Origin of the sequence: Pandoraea sp. LA3 (assembly GCF_022696215.1) — a bacterium.
Lineage (GTDB): Bacteria > Pseudomonadota > Gammaproteobacteria > Burkholderiales > Burkholderiaceae > Pandoraea > Pandoraea capi.
The window spans coordinates 48,201-69,049 of record NZ_PTPY01000015.1 but is presented as its reverse complement, the minus strand read 5'-3'; the positions used below and the strand labels follow the sequence as shown (position 1 = coordinate 69,049).

At 64.2% G+C, this 20,849-nt stretch carries 20 protein-coding genes and 1 riboswitch; of the genes, 4 read left to right on the top strand and 16 right to left on the bottom strand.

What is annotated here, in order from left to right; genetic code table 11:
• Window position 1: 1 nt before the first annotated feature.
• From C5N93_RS01550 to C5N93_RS01515, 8 genes are all read right to left on the bottom strand, one after another.
• Complete coding sequence (locus tag C5N93_RS01550) at window positions 2–757, bottom strand: ABC transporter permease (RefSeq protein ID WP_139133194.1); 756 nt, start codon at window positions 755–757, stop codon at window positions 2–4.
• The gene (locus tag C5N93_RS01545; protein ID WP_069342325.1) at window positions 754–1,680 is read right to left on the bottom strand and encodes an ABC transporter ATP-binding protein; all 927 of its coding nucleotides are present in this window, start codon (window positions 1,678–1,680) and stop codon (window positions 754–756) included. The genes C5N93_RS01550 and C5N93_RS01545 overlap by 4 nt, the downstream gene beginning before the upstream one ends.
• A gap of 321 nt (window positions 1,681–2,001) precedes the next feature.
• Complete coding sequence (locus tag C5N93_RS01540) at window positions 2,002–2,259, bottom strand: STAS domain-containing protein (RefSeq protein ID WP_069342326.1); 258 nt, start codon at window positions 2,257–2,259, stop codon at window positions 2,002–2,004.
• Between the two features lie 4 nt (window positions 2,260–2,263).
• Window positions 2,264–2,884, bottom strand: coding sequence for an ABC transporter substrate-binding protein (locus C5N93_RS01535; RefSeq protein WP_242558018.1), 621 nt, complete (start codon window positions 2,882–2,884; stop codon window positions 2,264–2,266).
• A gap of 249 nt (window positions 2,885–3,133) precedes the next feature.
• Window positions 3,134–4,042, bottom strand: coding sequence for a VacJ family lipoprotein (locus C5N93_RS01530; RefSeq protein WP_242558017.1), 909 nt, complete (start codon window positions 4,040–4,042; stop codon window positions 3,134–3,136).
• Between the two features lie 6 nt (window positions 4,043–4,048).
• Window positions 4,049–4,594, bottom strand: coding sequence for an outer membrane lipid asymmetry maintenance protein MlaD (gene mlaD, locus C5N93_RS01525; protein WP_242558016.1), 546 nt, complete (start codon window positions 4,592–4,594; stop codon window positions 4,049–4,051).
• 53 nt (window positions 4,595–4,647) lie between these two features.
• The gene (mlaE, locus tag C5N93_RS01520; protein WP_069342330.1) at window positions 4,648–5,415 is read right to left on the bottom strand and encodes a lipid asymmetry maintenance ABC transporter permease subunit MlaE; all 768 of its coding nucleotides are present in this window, start codon (window positions 5,413–5,415) and stop codon (window positions 4,648–4,650) included.
• A complete protein-coding gene (locus C5N93_RS01515) occupies window positions 5,412–6,224 on the bottom strand; it encodes an ABC transporter ATP-binding protein (protein WP_150722516.1) in 813 nt (270 codons plus the stop codon). Before C5N93_RS01515 ends, mlaE begins: the two co-directional genes overlap by 4 nt.
• Window positions 6,225–6,571: 347 nt before the next feature.
• On the opposite strand from C5N93_RS01515, the gene C5N93_RS01510 reads away from it, so the two are divergent.
• Window positions 6,572–7,066, top strand: coding sequence for a GNAT family N-acetyltransferase (locus tag C5N93_RS01510; RefSeq protein ID WP_242558015.1), 495 nt, complete (start codon window positions 6,572–6,574; stop codon window positions 7,064–7,066).
• A gap of 85 nt (window positions 7,067–7,151) precedes the next feature.
• On the opposite strand, the gene C5N93_RS01505 is transcribed toward C5N93_RS01510, so the two are convergent.
• Genes C5N93_RS01505 through C5N93_RS01490 form a run of 4 tightly spaced genes read right to left on the bottom strand, consistent with a single transcriptional unit; the run spans window position 7,152 to window position 10,603 of the window.
• Window positions 7,152–8,345, bottom strand: a complete 1,194-nt coding sequence (locus C5N93_RS01505; protein ID WP_242558014.1) for a thiamine phosphate synthase — start codon at window positions 8,343–8,345, stop codon at window positions 7,152–7,154.
• A 54-nt stretch (window positions 8,346–8,399) separates the two neighbouring features.
• Window positions 8,400–9,218, bottom strand: coding sequence for a thiazole synthase (locus C5N93_RS01500; RefSeq protein ID WP_174981315.1), 819 nt, complete (start codon window positions 9,216–9,218; stop codon window positions 8,400–8,402).
• 28 nt (window positions 9,219–9,246) lie between these two features.
• Window positions 9,247–9,444: a sulfur carrier protein ThiS gene (thiS, locus tag C5N93_RS01495; protein ID WP_069342332.1), complete on the bottom strand. Its 198-nt coding sequence runs from the start codon at window positions 9,442–9,444 to the stop codon at window positions 9,247–9,249.
• A 16-nt stretch (window positions 9,445–9,460) separates the two neighbouring features.
• Entirely contained in the window at window positions 9,461–10,603 is a 1,143-nt protein-coding gene (locus C5N93_RS01490) for an FAD-dependent oxidoreductase (protein ID WP_242558013.1), read from the bottom strand.
• Window positions 10,604–10,754: 151 nt separating this feature from the next.
• A riboswitch (TPP riboswitch) is annotated at window positions 10,755–10,906 on the bottom strand.
• Between the two features lie 275 nt (window positions 10,907–11,181).
• Here C5N93_RS01490 and C5N93_RS01485 point away from each other — a divergent pair.
• The 3 genes from C5N93_RS01485 (at window position 11,182) to C5N93_RS01475 (ending at window position 15,348) form a co-directional block, all read left to right on the top strand.
• Entirely contained in the window at window positions 11,182–12,969 is a 1,788-nt protein-coding gene (locus C5N93_RS01485) for an ABC transporter ATP-binding protein/permease (RefSeq protein WP_242558012.1), read from the top strand.
• Window positions 12,970–13,173: 204 nt separating this feature from the next.
• A complete protein-coding gene (locus C5N93_RS01480; RefSeq protein WP_242558036.1) occupies window positions 13,174–13,944 on the top strand; it encodes an SDR family oxidoreductase in 771 nt (256 codons plus the stop codon).
• Window positions 13,945–14,088: 144 nt separating this feature from the next.
• The gene (locus C5N93_RS01475; protein WP_150722452.1) at window positions 14,089–15,348 is read left to right on the top strand and encodes an MFS transporter; all 1,260 of its coding nucleotides are present in this window, start codon (window positions 14,089–14,091) and stop codon (window positions 15,346–15,348) included.
• A 161-nt stretch (window positions 15,349–15,509) separates the two neighbouring features.
• On the opposite strand, the gene C5N93_RS01470 is transcribed toward C5N93_RS01475, so the two are convergent.
• The 4 genes from C5N93_RS01470 to C5N93_RS01455 form a co-directional block, all read right to left on the bottom strand.
• Window positions 15,510–16,457, bottom strand: coding sequence for an SMP-30/gluconolactonase/LRE family protein (locus tag C5N93_RS01470; RefSeq protein ID WP_242558035.1), 948 nt, complete (start codon window positions 16,455–16,457; stop codon window positions 15,510–15,512).
• 11 nt (window positions 16,458–16,468) lie between these two features.
• Window positions 16,469–17,293, bottom strand: coding sequence for an NAD(P)-dependent oxidoreductase (locus C5N93_RS01465; protein ID WP_069342336.1), 825 nt, complete (start codon window positions 17,291–17,293; stop codon window positions 16,469–16,471).
• Window positions 17,294–17,501: 208 nt separating this feature from the next.
• Window positions 17,502–18,821, bottom strand: coding sequence for an MFS transporter (locus tag C5N93_RS01460; protein WP_242558011.1), 1,320 nt, complete (start codon window positions 18,819–18,821; stop codon window positions 17,502–17,504).
• A 505-nt stretch (window positions 18,822–19,326) separates the two neighbouring features.
• A complete protein-coding gene (locus C5N93_RS01455; RefSeq protein WP_242558010.1) occupies window positions 19,327–20,793 on the bottom strand; it encodes a glutamate synthase subunit beta in 1,467 nt (488 codons plus the stop codon).
• Window positions 20,794–20,849: the final 56 nt, after the last annotated feature.

Genomic DNA, 20,849 nt, shown 5'->3' with positions numbered 1-20,849 from the left:
TTCAGTGACGCAGTTTGTAGCCGCGGCGCAGCAGATTGAGCGCCACGGTTGCGAGTATCAGGAAAGTCGCGCCGACAACGGTGAGGCTCGTCGTCGGGGCCACGTCGGACACGCCGAAGAAGCCGTACCGGAACCCGTCGATCATGTAGAAGAACGGGTTGAAATGCGAGACAGCCTGCCACAAAGGCGGCAGCGAATGAATCGAGTAAAACACGCCCGCGAGGAACGTCGCCGGCATGATCAGGAAGTTCTGAAACGCGGCGAGCTGGTCGAACTTCTCGGCCCAGATGCCCGCGATCAGCCCCAGCGTGCCGAGAATCGCCGCGCCGAGGAAGGCGAAGCTAATGATCCACAGCGGTGCGGCAAACGTGAGATGCGTGAACGTCACCGTCACCACGAAGACACCGAAGCCGACCGCCAGCCCGCGCACGACCGCTGCCAGCACGTACGCACCGAACATCTCCCAGTGCGAGAGCGGCGGCAGCAGCACGAACACGAGATTGCCCGTGATCTTCGACTGGATCAGCGACGACGAACTGTTCGCGAACGCGTTCTGCAACACGCTCATCATTACCAGCCCGGGCACGAGGAAGGACGTGTACGTGATCTGGTCGTAGACCTTCACGCGATCTTCGAGCACGTGGCCGAAGATCATGAGATACAGCAGCGCGGTGAGCACCGGCGCGGCCACGGTCTGAAAGCTCACCTTCCAGAAGCGCAGCACTTCCTTGTAGAACAGCGTGCGAAAGCCGATCATGCCGTCACCTCCTGTGCACGCGAGCCCGACATGATCTGCACGAATACGTCCTCGAGATCGGCCTTCTGAATGTCGATGTCCTCGACGATACCGCCCGCCGCACGGCAGGTGGCGAGAATGGATTCCACTTCGTCGCAGCCCGACAGACGCAACGCGAACTGATGCCCGCCCGTATCCTGGCCGTCGACCAGCAACGGACGCAGCTCGGCAGGCAACGTGCCTTGCTTGAAGCGCAGCACGAGGCGCGTGCCGGCGAACCGCTGCAACAGCGACGCGGTACGTTCGAGCGCTACGACTTCACCGCGCTTGAGCATGGCGATGCGGTCGCACAGCGCTTCGGCTTCTTCGAGATAGTGGGTGGTCAGCACGATGGTGTGACCTTCGCGATTCAGGCGCGAGATGAACTTCCAGAGTGTCTGACGCAGTTCGACGTCGACGCCGGCGGTCGGCTCGTCGAGCACGATCACCGGCGGGCGATGCACCAGCGCCTGCGCCACCAGCACGCGTCGCTTCATGCCGCCCGAGAGCTGACGCATGTTCGCGTTCGCCTTGTCGGTCAAATCGAGGTTAGCCATCACTTCGTCGATCCAGTCGTCGTTACGCTTGAGTCCGAAATAGCCGGACTGAATACGCAGCGTTTCGCGCACCGAGAAGAAGGGATCGAAGACGAGCTCCTGCGGCACCACGCCGAGCTTGCGACGGGCGTTGCGGTAGTCGCGCACCACATCGTGACCGAGCACGCTGATGTTGCCCGAATCCGCGCGCGCAAGGCCCGCGAGAATGCTGATCAGCGTAGTCTTGCCCGCGCCGTTGGGCCCGAGCAGACCGAAGAATTCGCCTTCTTCGATCGAGAAGCTGACGCCTTTGAGCGCCTGCAACGCCTGATAGCGTTTTTTGACGTTACGGATTTCGATGGCGGCCATGGACTGCACGCACCCGTATCGACGGGTACGCCATTATTGTTTTTGGGATCGCATGCGCTGCCATGATGGCAACGTCGATGCCCGGGAGGGGGTCACTGCCCAAAAATCGGCAGAAAACCCCTGATTATAAAGGAAGCCGGTGGCGGCCGTGCTCACACCCCGGGGTCCGGCGCTGTAACCCCGGTAACGCAGGGATCGCGCCCAAGGTGCTTCACGGTGACTGCGCGCCACCACACGTTCGCGCCAGTTCGCGCACGCCCATAAAAAAAGCGCCGTTCGGAGACGGCGCTTCTTCGTCAGGCGGCAGTGCGGCCAAACGAATCAGCTCGAGAGCAGATGGTCGACACCGTACACCAGCGCGAGACTGGCCAAGCCTGTCGGCAAGTTAGTGAACGCCAACGTCGCGCCCCGCCGACTCGCGTGACGGCGCAACGCCAGCAGCACCGCCAGCGCCGACGAGTCGAAACGCGTGAGCCCGGCGCAGTCGACCTGGGTCTCGCCCGCGTCGATGCGATCGATGGCCTGCGCGAGGACGTCGCCGGCAGTATCGTGAGTCAGGTCGGTCTGCAACGCGAGCATGGACTTACTTGCCACCTGCGAGTTGTTGGTTACGCTGGGTCAGGAACTGAATCAGCCCGTCGATGCCCGACTGGTTGATCTTCTCGCTGAACTGCGTCTTGTACGTCTGGATCAGCCAGGCGCCGAGCACGTTCAGGTCGTACAGCTTCCATTCGCCGGTTTGCGTCTTGTACAGACGGTAATCGAGTTCGATCGGCTGACCGTTGTTGATGACGCTGGTGTACACCACGGCATCGGTATCGCTCGGCTGACCACGGAACGGCTTGTAGTCGACCTGCTGATCGCGAATCTGCGCAATGGCGCCGGCGTACGTGCGCAGCAGCAACGTCTTGAACTGCGCCGTAAGCAGCTCACGTTGTTGCGGGGTCGCCTGACGCCATGCCGGGCCGGTAGCCAGTTGGGTGGTGCGCGTGAAGTCCGCGTGCGGCAGGATCTTCTGCTCGACCAGACGCGTGATGCTGTTCAGATCGCCCTTCTGGATGTTCGGGTCGCTCTTGGCGGCAGCCATCACTTCGGTGACGGTCTGCTTGACGAGCGCATCGGGGGCCTGAGCCTGTGCCATCGCCGAGCCGGCGGCGGTGTACGTCATGAAAGCCATGACGGGAATGAGCCAGAACTTCTTCATTGTGGACTTCCTCTTTCGAGTGACGAGTGTTGCGGGTTTGGATACCCGCGTCGCGTCGGGAGTTCTCGGAATGACGGCAGTGTCGTGTAACAAACTGTTGCCCCGCCATCGAGCAGGACATCTGCCGTCGACGCCCCGGCCTGCGGGGCGTCCCTTCATTTTTTCAGATCGACGCCGAAGGACTTGCGATCGGCGACGCTAGCGAGGCATTAGCGAGTCACGACCGGTCAGGTCCATGCCGAGACCTGCTCAGCGACGGAACGGCAGACCCCCCGGCACCATCTTGCCCGGCACCGGCGAACCTTGCGGCACTTCCGACTCGCCTTGCGCGCCCGAAGCCGGCGCCGGTGCGCTGGCACCGGACGCAGGCTTGGCGGGCATCGGCTGACCGCTCGTACCGCCGGCTGCCCCGGCCGCACCTGCGGCACCGGCAGCGCCGTCTTCCTCTTCGTAGTTCGGCAGGGAGGCGTCGTTCGATGCACCGCCGTTGATCAGATACTTACGACGGGCCAGATACGCGTCGCGCGTGAACGAGTACGGATCGAGCGCAGCGGCTTCGAGCAGGTTCGACGCGTCGAGCAGGTTGGCGCGCGTGTTCACGAGGCGAACGCCATACAGCGAGTAGCTCACCCAGTCCGGCTTGATGTACGAAGTCGGGTCGATGAACATGTTGCCGGCCATACCGACCGTGTCGCGCACCGTGCTCGGTCCAAGCAGCGGCAGCACGAGGTATGGACCGTCAGGCACGCCCCACTTGCCCAGCGTCACGCCGAAGTCCTGGCTGTGCTTGGGCAGACCGGCCGGCGTAGCGAAGTCGACCAGACCGCCGACGCCGAACACCGTGTTGATCGTGATACGCATCAGATCCTGCACAGCGGCCGTGACTTCCAGCTGAAGCAGGTTGTTGGCGAAGTTGTATACGTCGCCCACGTTGGAGAAGAAGTTCGTGACCATGTCACGCGCCGGTTCCGGCACGGTGAAACGGTAACCCTTCGCGACCGGCACGAGCACCGCTTTGTCGAGCGTGTCGTTGAACTTGTACATCGAACGGTTGAAACCTTCGACGGGGTCGGCGGGATTGGGATTGGTAACGGTGGCGCATCCGGCCAGCGCCAACGCGCCGGCGGCCAACACTGCCGAAGTACGGAAGCTGGTCATTTTCTCTTATTTTCCTTGGGTTGCCGTTGCTGCCCCTGGCGTCGGTGCGGGTGCCGTCGCCGGTGCCGCCGAAGCACCGCCCGATTGGGCGCCGCCGGCGTCTGCTGCCTTGTTGTACAGGAACTGGCCGATCAGGTTCTCGAGCACGATGGCAGACTGCGTGAGCGTGATCGTATCACCGCCCTTGAGCATCTGATCATCACCCCCGGGTTCGAGCCCGATGTATTGCTCGCCGAGCAGACCCGACGTCAGAATCTTCGCCGACGAGTCCTTCGGGAACTGATATTGCGAATCGATGTTGAGCGTGACGTCGGCCAGGTAGCGCTTGTCGTCGAACTGGATCGACCCTACGCGGCCCACCACCACGCCGGCACTCTTCACGGCAGCGCGCGGCTTCAAACCGCCGATGTTGTCGAAGCGCACCGTCACCGGGTATGTATTCGAGAACGAAAGCGAACTCAGATTGCCGGCCTTGAGCGCAAGGAACAGCAGCGCTGCGAAGCCGATAACCACGAACAGGCCAACCCAGAAGTCGAGGGGGTGTTTTTTCATTGTGTCAGTGTGCGCAAACTGTCTGTCTATCTATTGGCAGGCGAGCCGGCCCGTTAGCTGAACATAAGAGCCGTGAGCAGGAAGTCGAGGCCGAGAACCGCCAGCGATGCCTGCACGACCGTACGCGTCGTAGCACGCGACACGCCTTCCGGCGTCGGCTGTGCTTCGAAGCCCTGATACAGCGCAATGAACGTGACGGCAATGCCGAACACGATACTCTTGACGACGCCGTTCGCGACGTCCGACCACACGTCCACGCCGCCTTGCATCTGCGACCAGAACGCGCCGGAATCCACGCCGATCAGTTGTACGCCGACGAGATAACCGCCGAAGATACCGATCGCCGAGAAGATCGCCGCGAGAATCGGCATGGCGATGACGCCCGCCCAGAAGCGCGGCGCGACCACGCGGGCGATCGGATCGATCGCCATCATCTCCATCGCGGTCAGTTGTTCGCCCGCCTTCATCAGACCGATCTCGGCGGTGAGCGACGTACCCGCACGCCCCGCAAACAACAGCGCCGTGACCACCGGTCCCAACTCGCGCACCAGCGAAAGCGCCACGAGCAGACCGAGTGCCTGCTCCGAGCCGTACTTGTTGAGTGTGTAATAGCCTTGCAGGCCGAGCACGAAGCCGACGAACAACCCCGAGACGGCAATGATCACGAACGAGTAGTTACCGACGAAGTGAATCTGATCGGTCACCAGACGCGGCCGGCGCAGCAACGCGCCGCTCGACGTGAGCATGCGCAGGAACATGCGGGCGCCGTAGCCCAGGCGCTCAACGTGGCCGCGAACGAAACTGCCGATAGTGGTGATCATGCACGCGCTCCGATGCCGAAATCTTCCGCCAGCGGCGGCGCGGGATACTGGAACTTCACGGGGCCGTCCGGCTGAGCGTCGATGAACTGGCGCACCGTCGGATCGTTCGAGGCACGCAGCGCATCGGGCGAACCCTCGGCGGCAATGCGGCCTTCACTAATGAAATAGATGTAGTCGGCGATGGCGAACGTCTCCGCAACGTCATGCGACACGATGATCGACGTCGCGCCCAGCGCGTCATTGAGCTTACGAATCAGGTTCGCGGTGATGCCCATCGAAATCGGATCCAGCCCGGTGAACGGCTCGTCGTACATGACGAGATCCGGGTCCAGCGCGATGGTGCGGGCGAGCGCCACACGACGCGCCATCCCGCCGGAAATCTCGGCCGGCTTCATGTCGCGTGCGCCACGCAGGCCCACGGCATTGAGCTTCATCAGCACGAGATCGCGAATCAGGTCTTCGTCGAGACGGGTATGCTCGCGCAGCGGGAACGCGACGTTGTCGAACACCGTCATGTCGGTGAAGAGCGCGCCGAACTGAAACAGCATGCCCATGCGACGACGCAGGCGATACCAGCCATCGCGATCGAGCGTGGAGACGTCCGTGCCGTCGAAGTCGACTTCACCGCGACTGGCATGCACGAGCCCCCCGATCAGGCGCAGGACGGTCGTCTTGCCGCAGCCCGAACCGCCCATGACGGCAATGACCTTGCCGCGGGGAAACCGCATATTCAGCCCGGAAAGCACGAGACGTTCGCCATAACCGAAGCTGACGTCGCGTAATTCGAGCAGATTTTCCGGATTCGGGATAGGCACGTTTCAGATCTTATAGTGCGGCGCAAAACGCCAATTATAGGGGGGATTACCAATCGATGCCGTCCAAGCCCAATCGGCGAAAGCAAGGAACGGCGTAGCTCGGCGGGATTTTACAGGTCCCGCGCCGGTTCGCCGCATCACGTTCCAACGTGCGCAACGATGCAAAAACCTAACGGTGGCAAGGACTTATCTGCACGCATCGGGACACCGGTGTTGCGCCGTTGCTACAATACGACGTTTCACGCAATAAATCGTTGATCGGGATGTCATCTCCCAGCCCCAAGCCTTTCCCTCCCATACGGTCGCATTCTGCGGTGACGCCGAACTTTCGGATCCGTCCGATGCGAATCGGCGACCTTCCCCACGTACTGGACGTGCAGGCACTCGCTTACGGTGAGGTGATGCTCGAATCGGAAGCCACGCTGGAATCGCGCTTAAGACTGTCGCCGGGCACGTGCTGGGTCGCGGTCGATGCCGGGGCGCCCCGCGACGACCTCGCAGGCTACCTCTTCACGCACCCGTGGCATCTGAGCGCCCCGCCGCCGCTGGACACCGTTCTCGACACCCTGCCGACACGCGCCGACTGTTGGTACGTGCACGACATGGCACTGGCGCCGCGCACCCGGGGCGCGGGCGTCGCCGGTCAGCTCTACGCGGCCGCGCTGAGCGCCGCGCAATCGCTCGGCTTGCAGGCATCGGCCCTTGTCGCGGTGCAGCAGTCACAGGGATTCTGGGCGCGCTTCGGTTACGAGGTGATGGCAGACGTCTCCCCGCAAATCGCCGCCAAACTCGCAGGCTACGGAAACGGCGCGGTATTCATGACCCGCACGCTGTAGCCTTGCGATCCTCGGCCGACGCCATCTCGCGGCCTGCACGGCACCGTCGCTGCGCGCATCACCGAACGCTCAGGACACGACCGGCTCAAGCCTGTCGCGCGAATGCCTGCTGCATCCCTTTCACCGCACCCGCCACATCGGACGCTTCCGTCACGGCGCGCACGACCGCCGTACTTCCCACACCGGTAGCGAGCACCTGTGGCAGATTGATCGCATCGATGCCGCCGATCGCCACGAGCGGGTAATGCGGCGCGATGAGCTTCACGTAACGCGCGAGCTTCGCCAGCCCTTGCGGGGCCGTGGCAATCACTTTGGTCGTGGTCGGAAACACGGCGCCGACGGCCAGATAGCTCGGACGGAAATGATGCGCGGCCAGCATCTCGTAATAGCCGTGCGTGCTGATGCCCAGACGCATGCCGCTCGCGTGCAGTGCGGCGACTTCGTCGGCCGAGAGCGCCGCCATGTCTTCCTGACCGAGATGCACCCCGTACGCCCCGGCTTGCGCGGCTTCGCGCCAGTGATCGTTGATGAACCACGCGCTGTCGTGCGTCACGCGTCGTCCGGCGGCAACCGTCCGTTCAATCTCCGAACGCAATTTGGGATGCGCCGGGTCCTTGATGCGCAACTGCACCGTGCCGACCTGAAGCTCGGCCATGCGCTCGCACCAGTCAGCGTCGGGCAGCACCGGATAGAGCCCGAGGCGCGCCGGGCACTCGGGGAAGCGTCCCGGCGACGGCACTTGTCCGAGCACGGTAGGGAACGTCTCCAACCGGGTCGGCCATGCACCCAGCGTATCGGCATCTCCCTTGCCCGCATGACTGCCGTCGGTGCGCCAGGCGCGGGCCAGCACGAGCGCATCGTGGGGTTCGAAACCGCAGTCGAGGAACGCGGCAAACGCCGGGAAGAACGCCGGATCGTCGACGCCCGTCACGCGATAGATGCCGTCGTTCGTGTAGAGCGTGTCCTGCACATGCCCCTGCGCCGTCGCGCTGGTGCACAGCACGACCGCGCCGCTCGCACGCCACGCCTCCACCTTGACGGATGCCATCGTGCCCAACCCGTGCTCGGGCACGAGCGGCAGCCAGACCACGTCACCTTGGGTTGCGGCTTCGGGCGTGCTGGCATGCAGACGCCAGTCAGGCGACGTCGCGCTCGACGGCCACGGCGCAAGCCGTGCGCGAATCTCGTCGGCCGCCTGCCGCCATGCGTTCGCGAGAGGTTCGTCGGTAGGCAGGCACTGGACGTGCGAAAGTCCGGCGGCGCCAGCGTGCGTCGTCATGAAAAGTCCTTGTTGGTCTAACGTCCGGCAGTGGTCTGTCTGTACAGGTCGCGATCAGGCGCCTGTCTGATGCCAGAACGGCACCCCGACGACCGGCGTGCTCGCTTCGGCGCTCTCGCGCTCGGCCATCGGCCCCGCGAGCCATGCGGCACGTCCGGCCTTGATCGCCCCGGCGAACGCCCCGGCCATCTCGACCGGCTGCGCGGCAAGCGCCACAGCGGTGTTGAGCAGCACGCCGTCGTAGCCCCACTCCATCACCTGACAGGCGTGCGACGGCAGGCCCAGACCCGCGTCGACGATCAGCGGCGTGTCCGGCAACCGGTCGCGCAGCAGACGCAGGCCATACGGATTGATCACGCCCTTGCCCGTGCCGATCGGGGCGCCCCACGGCATCAGCGCCTGACAGCCGACGTCCAGCAGACGGCGGCACAGCACCAGATCTTCCGTGCAGTACGGCAGCACCTTGAAGCCGTCACGAATGAGTTGCTCGGCCGCCGTCACGAGACCGAACGGGTCGGGCTGAAGCGTGTAGTCGTCGCCGATGAGTTCGAGCTTGATCCAGTCGGTCTCGAAGACTTCGCGCGCCATTTGCGCCGTCGTCACGGCCTCTTCCACCGAGTGGCAACCGGCGGTATTGGGCAGCACCGGCACCGCCAGGCGGCGCAGCGTCTCCCAGAAATGCCCTTCGGACGCCTGCGCGCCCGTGCCCGACAACTGACGGCGCAACGCTACTGTCACCATGCCCGGACGGGCGGCGTCGATCGAGTCGTTAAGCGCTTGCAGCGACGGGTAACGCGCCGTGCCGAGCAGGAAGCGGCTGCCGAAGCGGGTGTCGTAAAGCGTGAGCGCGTCGCGCGTGCTGCTGGCGGCCACGTTGTTCGATTCCGTGAATGCGTTCATTTCAGCCTCCGGCCACCGGTTGCACGACGTCGATCTTGTCGCCCTGCGCGAGCGCGCGCGCGGCGTATTGCGTCTTGGGCACGAACTGCCCGTTGATCGCCGCCGCGAACGGCGGTTTGGCGCCGTAGGCGGCGAGCGCCTCGGCCAGCGTCGCAGTCTCGGCCACGCTCAGTGTCTGTTGATTGATATGGATGTCCATCGCCTGCACCTTCCTCTCATACCTGACGGAACAAGTCCGGCCAAGGCCGGCTCGCTCGCCACGTCTCCCAGTCGAACGCTTGCCCGATGCCCGTTGGCGCGCCCGTCGTTTGCATCAATGCCTGCGCCAGCGCGCAGGCTTCTCCCGTGACCGCCGGCGCCAGCAGATAGCCGTGACGGTAAAGACCGTTCACGCGCAGCAACCGCGCCCCGTCCCACTGCACACGCGGCAGATGGTCGGGCAGCGCCGGACGGCAATTGACGTTCAGCTCGACGATACGCGCCTCGCCGAACGCCGGATTCAGCGAGTGCGCGGCCGAGAGCAGTTCGAGCGCCGAGCGCACCGTCATCGGCGACATGTCTTCCGATTCGAGTTCGGTCGCGCCGATCACGTACAGATCGTTTTCCTTCGGTGCGATGTAGATCGGATAGCGCGGATGCAGCAAGCGCACCGGACGTCGCAACCCGATCCCCGGCGCGTGAATGCGCACCACCTCACCGCGCACGCCGCGCAGTTGCGTGAGCGCCTCGCGGGCGCCCAGCCCCCGGCAGTCGACGACCAGACCGGCGTCGGGATATTCGCCTTCCGCGATCTCGGTACGCCAGTGCAGCTCGGCGCCCGCCTTTTCCAGCCCGGCGGCAAGTGCACGCAGCAACTGGCGGTTATCCAGTTGCCCTTCGTTCGGCAGCAGCCACCCTTCCTGGAAGCGCCCGGCGAGCGCCGGCTCAACCTCTTTCAGTTGCGCGCCCGCAATGCGCTCGACGCCACCGCGCAGCAGTTCCGGCGGCGCGTTGGCGCGCATGCGGCGATCGAACATGACGGCTTCGGCGCGGTCGGGCTGATGCCACACGACCAGCGTGCCGTTGCGTTGGAAGAAGACGTGTTCGGGCAGTCCGTCGATGAGTCCGGGCCAGCGCTCCAGACCGACGGCGCCCATCTCGACGATGCTCGGCTCGGCCACGGCGGCTTCGGCCAGCGGCGCGAGCATGGCGGCGGCCACCCAGCCGGCGGCGGACGAACCATCGGCGTCGCCCCGCTCGTAGAGCGCCACGCGCGCACCGGCGCGAATCAGTTGCCAGGCCAGCAGACGGCCGGACAGCCCGCCGCCCAGCACGGCGACGTCGGGACGCCCGGCAGGACGTGAAGCGGCCGCGCTCATACGTGCTTAGCCGTGGAACGCGTGGAGCGCACGCAAGCCATCAAGGCGCGCAGGCACTCACGGGAATTCGTTGGGTGTTGTGGAAGGCAACGCATGGGGTCCTTTCCTCATGAAAGCAAAAGGACGAAACGGTGTTGGACACCTTACCCCACTGGAGGAGTCGGAAACTTCCCACGCCGGTATTACCCGGGTCGGGTGCAAAGGGTCTCTCTCAGCCCCGCATGATCTCTGACATGGTGACGCATGGTAAGCCATCGCCTGCGTCCCGCCTACGTCAGTTACGGAGCACCCCTGTTTCGCCCGGAGCCATTACAACATAGATGCCGACGCCCGTGCAAGCTGGCTTCCCGGGCGTTCGCACGCGATTTACCGTACTTGGCGTCTCGTTTTTCGACGAATCTCCCGGCCCTTGTAACGGTCCGTAAACTGAAAATCCCCGTCACACGCGTCTCAGGCCGTAAATCCTGCAACGCACCATCGGGAACTGCGGTCCAATCAGCCAAAGATGGCGCCCGACGGCGCTCGACAACGTAGCCACACCGCGGCCACGCCGCCTGACGATCATGGCCAAGACGCCGATGTCCCCCACACCGCCCGCCGCCCCGGCCTCCGGCGTCACCGCCACGCCTGCGCCCAGACCGCCGAAGCATCCCAGCGCGTGGCAACTGATCCGACCGTATTGGGTGTCGGAAAAGCGCTGGGAGGGCCGACGGCTGCTCGCCCTCGTCATCGCGCTCAATCTGGCGGTCGTGTTCATCAACGTGCGACTCAACGCGTGGAACGCCAGCTTCTACGACGCACTCGACAAACGTAACTGGCCGGTCTTCAAGTCGTCGCTCGCCGAGTTCGCGGTGCTGGCGTTCAGCTTCATCATCATCGCGACGTTTCGTACCTACTTTCGGCAGATGCTCGAAATCCGCTGGCGTCAGTGGGTCACCGACGCCAACCTGACCAAGTGGTTCGCCCATCAGGCGTATTACCGGATCGAGCGCGATCACCTCGCCGACAACCCCGACCAGCGTATTTCCGAGGACATCCGCACGCTCGTCAGTTCGTCGCTCGCGCTGTCGCTCGACCTGCTCACCACGCTCGTCTCGCTGTTCTCCTTCATCACCATTCTCTGGACGATTTCCGGCGCGCTGTCCTTCGCGCTCGGCGGCATGAACGTCACGATCCCGGGCTACATGGTGTGGGTCGCGGCGTTGTATGCCATCGTCGGCTCGTTCTTCATCTTCAAGGTCGGTCGCCCGCTCGTGGGGCTGAGCTATCGCCAGCAGCAGGTCGAAGCCGACTTCCGTTTCCTGCTGGTGCGTCTGCGTGAATCGGCCGAGCAAGTCGCGCTCTATCGCGGCGAAGGCGCGGAGTTGTCGCGGCTGAAAGGCGCGTTCGGTGCGGTGCGCGACAACTGGTGGCAGATCATGGTCGTGACCAAGCGCCTGATCTTCGCGAACTCGATCTATGCGCAGATCGCCATCGTCTTCCCGATCATGGCGGCCGCGCCGCGCTATTTCGCGGGCGCATTCACGCTGGGCGTGCTGATGCGCATCATCGACGCCTTCGGTCAGGTGAGCGACGGCTTCTCGTGGTTCGTGAACAGCTTCCAGACGCTGGCCGACTGGAAGGCGACGATCAACCGTCTGCGCGAATTCACGCGCGTGATCGACGAAGCCCCGCAAACGGCCCAAACGGCCCAGAAGGGCGGCATCTCGGTGGCGACGGTCAACGACGCCCCGGCCTACGCGGCGGCCGATCTCAAGCTGTCGCTGCCCAATGGCACACCGCTGACGGTGGCGGGTTCGTTCGCATTCACGCCGGGCTCGCGCTGGCTGGTTCGCGGACGCTCGGGCTGCGGCAAGAGCACCATGCTGCGCGCACTCGCGGGGCTGTGGCCCTTCGGCAGCGGACGCATCGAAGTCCCCGCCAACGCCCGCGTACTCTTCCTCTCGCAGCAGAGCTACCTGCCCATCGACACACTCAAGGCCGCGCTGGCGTTCCCGTCGCCGCCCGACACCTTCACGGACGCCGAATGCCGCGACGCACTGAGTGCGGTGAATCTGTCGCAATACAGCGACGAATTGCAGACCTCCGCGCACTGGGCGCGACGTCTGTCGGGTGGCGAACAACAGCGACTCGCCGCCGCCCGCGCATTGCTGCAAAAACCGGACTATCTGTTCCTTGATGAAGCGACCAGCGCGCTAGACGTCGAGACCGAAGCGGCCGTGTACGATGCCCTGCATGCACGGCTGCCGGGCACGGCCATCGTGAGTGTGGCGCATCGGGAAACGCTCGGTCGCTTCCATCAGCACACCATGACGCTGCCTGCACTCGGTGGCGTCGAGTCGTCGCCGGTGGCGGCCGCGAGCTAGGTTGTGGATGTCGATCGGCACGATGGATCGGACGCCGGGGAGCACGCAGGCACGGGTGCTGCGCCCCGGTTCGTTCACTTCATAAATAATATTGACGCGTCTGGTCCGGCGCGCCGGGCGTTTGGCATAATCACGAGCACCCCCTAGGCTTCACCCGGGCTCACCGTGACTACCCCAGTTTCTTCATCCGGCCAGCCGCTGCCCGTGCAGCCGCCCGCCGGACGCACCATCGTCGTGACCGGCGCCGCCTCCGGCATCGGTGCGGCCATCGCCCGCCGTCTCGCCTCCCCCGATACCCGTTTGCTGTTGCACACCCGTGGCGCGTCCGATGAGAGTCAGGCGCGACTGGCGGACGTGCGTCGCCATTGCGAAGCCCTCGGTGCGCACTGCGCCGTGTGGTACGGCGATCTGACGGACACCTCGATGGCGGCTCGCCTCGTCGACGCCGCACATGACGCCTTCGGCCCCATCGACCAGTGCGTGAGCAACGCCGGTTTCGCAACGCGCCAGTCCGTGGCCGACATCGACGACGAGGCCTTCGCCCGCACGCTCGCCGCCATGCCGGGCGCGTTCGCCGCGCTGCTGCGCCACGCGCTGCCCGACCTGCAACGCTCGCCATTCGGGAGCGTCGTCGCCGTCAGCTCGTTCGTCGCGCACCGCTTTGCACCGAATCAGCCGGGCTTTCCGGCGACGGCCGCCGCCAAGGCCGCCATCGAAGCCCTCGCGAAAAGCGCCGCCGCCGAACACGCGCGCGCGGGTGTGACGATCAACTGCGTCGCGCCCGGTTACACGCGCAAGGACAGCGGCCACTCGGCGATCGATCCGGCCGCATGGCAACGCGCCGCCGATGCCACCCCTACCGGTCGTTTGTGCGAACCCGACGACATCGCCGCGCTCGCCGTCTTCCTGCTCGGCCCGCACGCCCGGCAGATCACCGGACAAGTCATTCATGTCGATGGCGGTCTCACGCTGTGATGCCGTCCGCGATCCGCCATACCGCCATCAGTTACCCGCTTTCCCGAGTCAGACGTGGACTCAAACATCGATGCCATGCATCGAATGACAATCACCACACGTCACGCACATAACGACAAGCACACGATCCACCGAGGAGTCTTCATGGCATTTTTTTCCTGGTTCAACGAACTCAACACGAAGGAGCGCAAGGCCCTGTATGCGGGCTTCGGCGGCTATGCCGTCGACGCGTTCGACTTCATGATCTATTCGTTCCTGATCCCCACGCTCATCGCCGCATGGGGCATGACGAAGGGCGAGGCCGGCATGATCGCGACCAGTTCGCTGATCTCCTCGGCCGTCGGGGGATGGCTTGCGGGGATTCTCGCGGACCGCTTCGGCCGCGTGCGCGTGCTGCAATGGACCATCGCCACGTTCTGCCTGTTCACGTTCCTCTCCGGCTTCACGAACTCGTTCTGGCAGTTGCTCGTCACGCGCACGTTGCAGGGCATCGGCTTCGGCGGTGAATGGACGGTCGTCACGATGATGATGGGCGAGATGATCCGCTCGCCGCAGCATCGTGCGAAAGCGGTCGGCACCGTGCAAAGCAGCTGGTCGGTCGGCTGGGCTGCCGCCGCGCTGCTGTACTGGTTCTTCTTCGCGGTGCTCGACGAAGGCACGGCATGGCGCGCGTGCTTCTGGATCGGTATCGTGCCGGCGCTGTGGATCACGTACGTGCGCCGCAACGTGTCGGACCCTGAGATCTTCACGCAGACGCGTCGCAAGATCGCCGAAGGCCAGTTGCAGGGCAACTTCACCCAGATTTTCTCGCGCGACCATCTGAAGACGACGATCCTCGGCAGCCTGCTGTGCACCGGGATGCTCGGCGGCTACTACGCGATCACCACGTGGCTGCCCACGTATCTGAAAACGGTGCGCGGTCTGTCGGTGTTCAACACGAGCGCTTACCTGATCGTGCTGATCGTCGGCTCGTTCGTGGGCTACATCGTCGGCGCGATTCTCTCCGACAAGCTCGGGCGCCGTGGCGCATTCATCTTCTTCGCCATCGCCTCGTTCGTGCTCGGCATGGTCTACACGATGCTGCCCATTACCGACAGCGCCATGCTGTTGCTCGGCTTCCCGCTTGGCATCGTCGTGCAGGGGATTTTCGCGGGCATCGGCGCGTATCTGACCGAGCTGTATCCGAACCACATCCGCGGCTCGGGCCAGGGCTTCTGCTACAACCTCGGGCGTGGGATCGGCTCGTTCTTCCCGATTGCCGTGGGCACGCTCGCCCAGACCGGCTCGCTCGTGAAGGCCATCGGCATGGTGGCGGGCGGCGGTTATCTGCTGGTTGTCGTGTGCGCGTTGCTGCTGCCGGAAACGCGCGGCAAGTCGCTCGTCACGACCGACTTCGTGCATTAAGTTCGCCAGATGGCAAAACGGGACGCCGGATCGAACACCACGATCGACCGACGTCCCGCCGCCTCACCGGATAGCCATTTGTGTAAGCCAGCCCTCCGGAACCGCTTCAGTGCGCGCCGCTTATGTCGTTCTTTGCGGCGTCGCCACCTTCGTACCCCCGCCTACACACTGCCTGCCGTCGCCCCGGGCAAAGTACCCGCCAATGTTCCGGCGTAAGGCGTTTCCGGCAATCCCTGCACGCCGCATCGCACGGCAAATACGTGGCCGTCGTGTTCGTTCGCGTTCGTCCCCGGACGAATGGACGTCACGAACAGCGTGTCGAAATCTCGTCCCCCGAACGCGCACATCGACGGCTTCGACACCGGCAGCACGATCTCGCGATCGAGCGCCCCCGCCGGCGTGAATCGCAGCAGACGGCTGCCGTCGTTGGCACACGTCCAGTAACCGCCGTCGGCGTCGACAGCCGCGCCGTCGGGGCGTCCCGGATACTGGTGCATGTCGACGAACAGACGCCGGTTGCTGATCGCACCGCGCTCGGCATCGAAGTCGAACGCCCACACGCGACGCACCGTCGGATGCGAGTCGCTCAGATACATCGTGCGGCTGTCCGGCGAGAAGCCCAGACCGTTCTGCGTCACCAGACCGTCGACGAGCGGAGCGGACAGCCGTCCCTGCGCGTCGAAGCGGAACAGCGAACCTGCGTCGCTCGCGAGCGACATGTCGGCGACCATCGTCCCGGCCCAGAAGCGGCCCTGACGATCGCAACGGCCATCGTTGAAGCGCATGCCCGACGCCGGAAACACCGGCGCAGCGAGCCGTTCCCACGCGGACGCCGGCACCTGCCCCGGCGCACCCAGCCGCACCGCGAACAGCCCGGTCTCGCACGCGGCGAGCAACGTGCCCGACGCGTCGAACGAGAAGCAGGCGACCTGCTCGGGGAATGTCCACTCGCGATGCTCACCGTCGGCGGGCGTCACGCGATGCAATTGCTTCGCGGGAATGTCGACCCAGTAGAGCGCCTGTTCGTCGGCGCGCCATAACGGGCTCTCGCCGACGGCGTGCGGCGCCGCACGCGACGGTTCGAGTCGCTCGATGGAAATACCCGACACGCCGGACACACTCACGCCTTCGGCTCCATCGGCCCCATCAGTACGAACGGGCCGCCCTGGAAGCGCTGCGTCCAGTCGTCCATTTGCGGGTCCGGCGCCTTGGCCGGGAACAGACCGGCGAACTCGGCCGAGCTGTCTTGCGCACGGAAGCCGAGGAATGCGGCCTTGGTGTTGTCGACCCACAGCGTCGGGTTGTTCGACACGCCGTAAATGATCGCGTGGCCCACACGGTTCGTGAACAGCGAGCAACGCACGAGTTCGACGAAATCGCGATAGCTCAGGTACGTCACCATCATGCGCGGGTTCTTCGGCTGCTCGAACGACGAGCCGATACGCAGACACACGGTCTCGAGACCGAAGCGATCGAAGTAGTAACGCGAGAGGTCTTCGCCGAAGCACTTCGAGATGCCGTACATGCCGTCCGGACGGTGCGGTGCGTCGATGTCGAGCACTTCCGTCACGGGATGGAAACCGACCGCATGGTTCGAGCTGGCGTAGACGATGCGCTTGACGCCTTGCTTCTGCGCTGCGCTGTAGACGTTGTACAGCCCGAGGATGTTCGCCTGCATGATGTCGTCGAACGGCGCTTCGACGGACACGCCGCCGAGATGCACCAGGGCGTCCACCCCTTCGAGCAACGCATGGACGGCCGCGCGGTCGGCGAGGTCGACCTGCATGGCTTCTTCGTGCGGAGCCGTGTCGGTGATCGGCACGATGTCGCTCACGCGCACGATGTCCGCCCACTCGGCGAGCTTGCCGCGCAGTTGTTTGCCGAGATTGCCCGCTGCGCCGGTCAGCAGAAGACGACGGAAGGGTTTGCCGGAAGTCTGGCTCATAGTGATTCCTTATTGCTCCTGATTCATCGGTAAATCGCGATGCACGCTTGCCGCGCACGGCTTGTGGGTGACATCGCTACAACAAAACCGACGCCGCGCCGCACCCCCAAGGGGGAGTGTGCGGCGCGGCGTACGTCAAATCTTCGGGTGACGATGGCGGGAATGGCGTCGTCCCGCATCATCGCACCGGACAGGCGAAGTTCGCTGGCTAGGCATTGGCCGTACGACTCACGTCGACCTGGGTACGCGGGTTCACCGGCGCCGGCGTGGCCGTTCCCGAGATATGGGGCTTGACCACCGTCCACAGAATCACTGCGCCGATGATGTCGCCCAGGCCCAGCGCCACGAAGAACGGTGCGTAGCCCACTGCCGTCACGAACGTGCCGATCACCAGCGTGAAGAGCAGGTTGCCGATACCGGCGGACAGGCCCGCAAGGCCCGTGACCGTCGCCACTTCGTTACGCGGGAACAGGTCGGCCGACATCGAAATCACGGTGACGGACAACGTCTGGTGCGCAAAGCCGCCGAGGCACAGCAGGAAGATCGCCATCATCGGGTCTTTGACGAAGCCCACGCCGCACATCGCCGTCATGACGAGCGCACCGATGGTGAACACCACACGCTTGCCGTTGAAGATGGTGATCTTGAAATGCTTGTTCAGCCACATCGACACCGTGCCGCCCATCAGGCAGCCGATATCCGCCGCCACGAACGGCAGCCAGGCCGTGGCCGCAATCGTCTTCAGGTCGAAACCGCGCGCCTGATTGAGGTATAGCGGCATCCAGAACACGATCGTGCCCCACACCGGATCGGCGAAGAAGCGCGGCAGTGCGATACCCCAGAAGTTGCGCTGACGCAGGATCGAGAGGAGGTTCGGCTTGCGGGCGTCTGCGGCGGCGTCGACAGCACGGCCTTCGTTGATGTAGTCCGACTCCGCCTGCGTGAGTGCCGGGTGATCGGTCGGATGGCGGTAGAACGCGAACCACAGCACGCCCCACACGAGGCCCAGCGCGCCGGCGATCACGAACGCCGTCTCCCAGTTGTAGCGCAGGATCGACCACGCGATGAGCGGCGGCGCGAGAATCGCCCCGATGGACGTGCCGATGTTGAAGATGCCCGCCGCGAGCGCGCGCTCCTTCGTCGGGAACCAGAATGCGGCGGCACGCATGCCCGCCGGAATGAACGACGCTTCGGCCAGACCCAGCAGACCGCGCAGCACGAACAGGCCGATCCAGCCGTCAGCCAGACCGTGCAGCATGCACACCACCGACCACATCACGCCGCAAATCAGGAAGCCCATGCGCAGGCCGATGCGGTCCATCAGATAACCGGTGATGGGGGCACCGATCGGATACAGCACAAGGAAGGCGCCCGTGATCCAGCCATATTGCTGGGTCGTGATGTGGAGATCCTTCATCACCGTGGGGGCGGCAACGGCAAGCGAGCTGCGCGCGAGGTAGTTCATGACCGTGCCGAGCGTCAGCAGTCCGATCATCCACCAGCGCAGGCCTTTGATCTTCAGTGCCATGATGGTTGTCTCTCTCCGTGGATATTTTTATGGCAAGCGAGAGGCTTGCTTGGAGAGGCATCCTACGTGAGACGATGTACGATGACAATGCTGAATTACGTCGTTTACGGATAATCCCTAGTCTTTTCGACGATTTGCGATGTCAGCGCCAAAAGCCTTATCAGGCTTGAAGTTTGCACATGTTGGGAGAGTTTCTTCGCATGTGGAGGCGTCACAGTGACGTCTTGTTGTATGACGTCTTATATTTAGCAACCTACAGAATTTCACAGACCAAAGGGCGCTTAATGACTGGCGGCCTCACCAGAGGAACAGGCAAGAAAAAACCGTCCGGACGTTACCATCCGGACGGCTTCTTCACAGCGACGCAGATGCCTACCTCCGCGCCCCCTCCTCTCAACCTCACAACCACCCCGTATTTGTGGTTTTGGCAGGCATTACCGACACACCAGCTTAGTCATTCAGGCCCGGCGCACCCGAAGGCGCGCCTCGAAACACGTGCCGGGATTTAGCGCGGCAGTTCCGAGTGGCCCATCAGGAACTCGTCCACCGCGCGGGCGCACTGACGGCCCTCGCGAATCGCCCACACCACCAGCGATTGACCGCGACGCACGTCGCCGGCCGCGAAGACCTTCGGCAGGTTCGTCGTATAGGCACGCTCGCCTTCGGTCGACGAACGCACGTTGCCACGCGCATCCTTATCCACGCCGAACGCGTCGAGCACCGTTTGCAGCGGCGAGACGAAGCCCATGGCCAGCAGCACCAGATCGGCCTTGAGTTCGAATTCCGAGCCCGGTACTTCCTGCATCTTGCCGTCCTTCCATTCGAGACGCACGGCGATCAGCTTTTCGACCTTGCCGTTCTTGCCTTCGAAGCGCTTCGTCGCCACCGACCAGTCGCGCTCGCAGCCCTCTTCGTGGCTCGATGACGTGCGCAGCTTGGTCGGCCAGTACGGCCACACCATCGGCTTGTTTTCCTGCTCCGGCGGTTGCGGCAGCAGTTCGAACTGCGTCACGCTCTTGGCGCCATGACGATTCGACGTGCCCACGCAGTCGGAACCGGTGTCGCCGCCGCCGATCACGATCACGTTCTTGCCCGTAGCCAGCATCTGGTTCGCCAGCTTGTCGCCCGCGTTGACCTTGTTCTGCTGCGGCAGGAATTCCATCGCGAAATGAATGCCTTCGAGTTCGCGGCCCGGCACCGGCAGATCGCGCGGCTGTTCAGCGCCACCGGCGATGACCACGGCGTCGAACTGCGCCTGCAACTGCTCCGGCGAGATCGTCTCTTTGGAGAAGTTGTTGATGTGCGCTTCGGGGGCGTCCTTGCCCACGTAGACACCGGTGCGGAACGTCACGCCTTCGGCTTCCATCTGGCGCATGCGGCGATCGATCAGCCACTTCTCCAGCTTGAAGTCGGGGATGCCGTAACGCAGCAGGCCGCCCACGCGATCATTCTTCTCGAACACGGTGACGTCGTGACCGGCGCGCGCGAGCTGCTGCGCCACCGCCATGCCCGCTGGGCCCGAACCGACGACGGCGACCGTCTTGCCGGTCTTGTGCCGGGCCGGTTGCGGCTCGACCCAGCCTTCGCTCCAGGCTTTGTCGATGATCGCGTGCTCGATCGACTTGATGCCCACGGCGTCGCTGTTGATGTTCAGCGTGCAGGCCGCTTCACACGGCGCCGGGCAGATACGTCCCGTGAATTCCGGGAAGTTATTGGTCGAGTGCAGCACCGAGATGGCCGACTTCCAGTCCTGGCGATACACCAGATCGTTGAAGTCGGGAATGATGTTGTTGACCGGGCAACCGTTGTTGCAGAACGGAATGCCGCAGTCCATGCAGCGTGCGCCCTGCACCTTTGCCTGATCGTCGGAGAGCGCGAGCACGAACTCCTTGTAATGCTTGACGCGTGCCAGCGGTGCTTCGTACGACTCGCTCTGGCGCTCGAATTCGAGAAAACCTGTGACCTTGCCCATGTTTCTTCAGTCGGAAAGTTTTGTGGTTACCGTGCCTCACCCGCGCGCGGCACGCC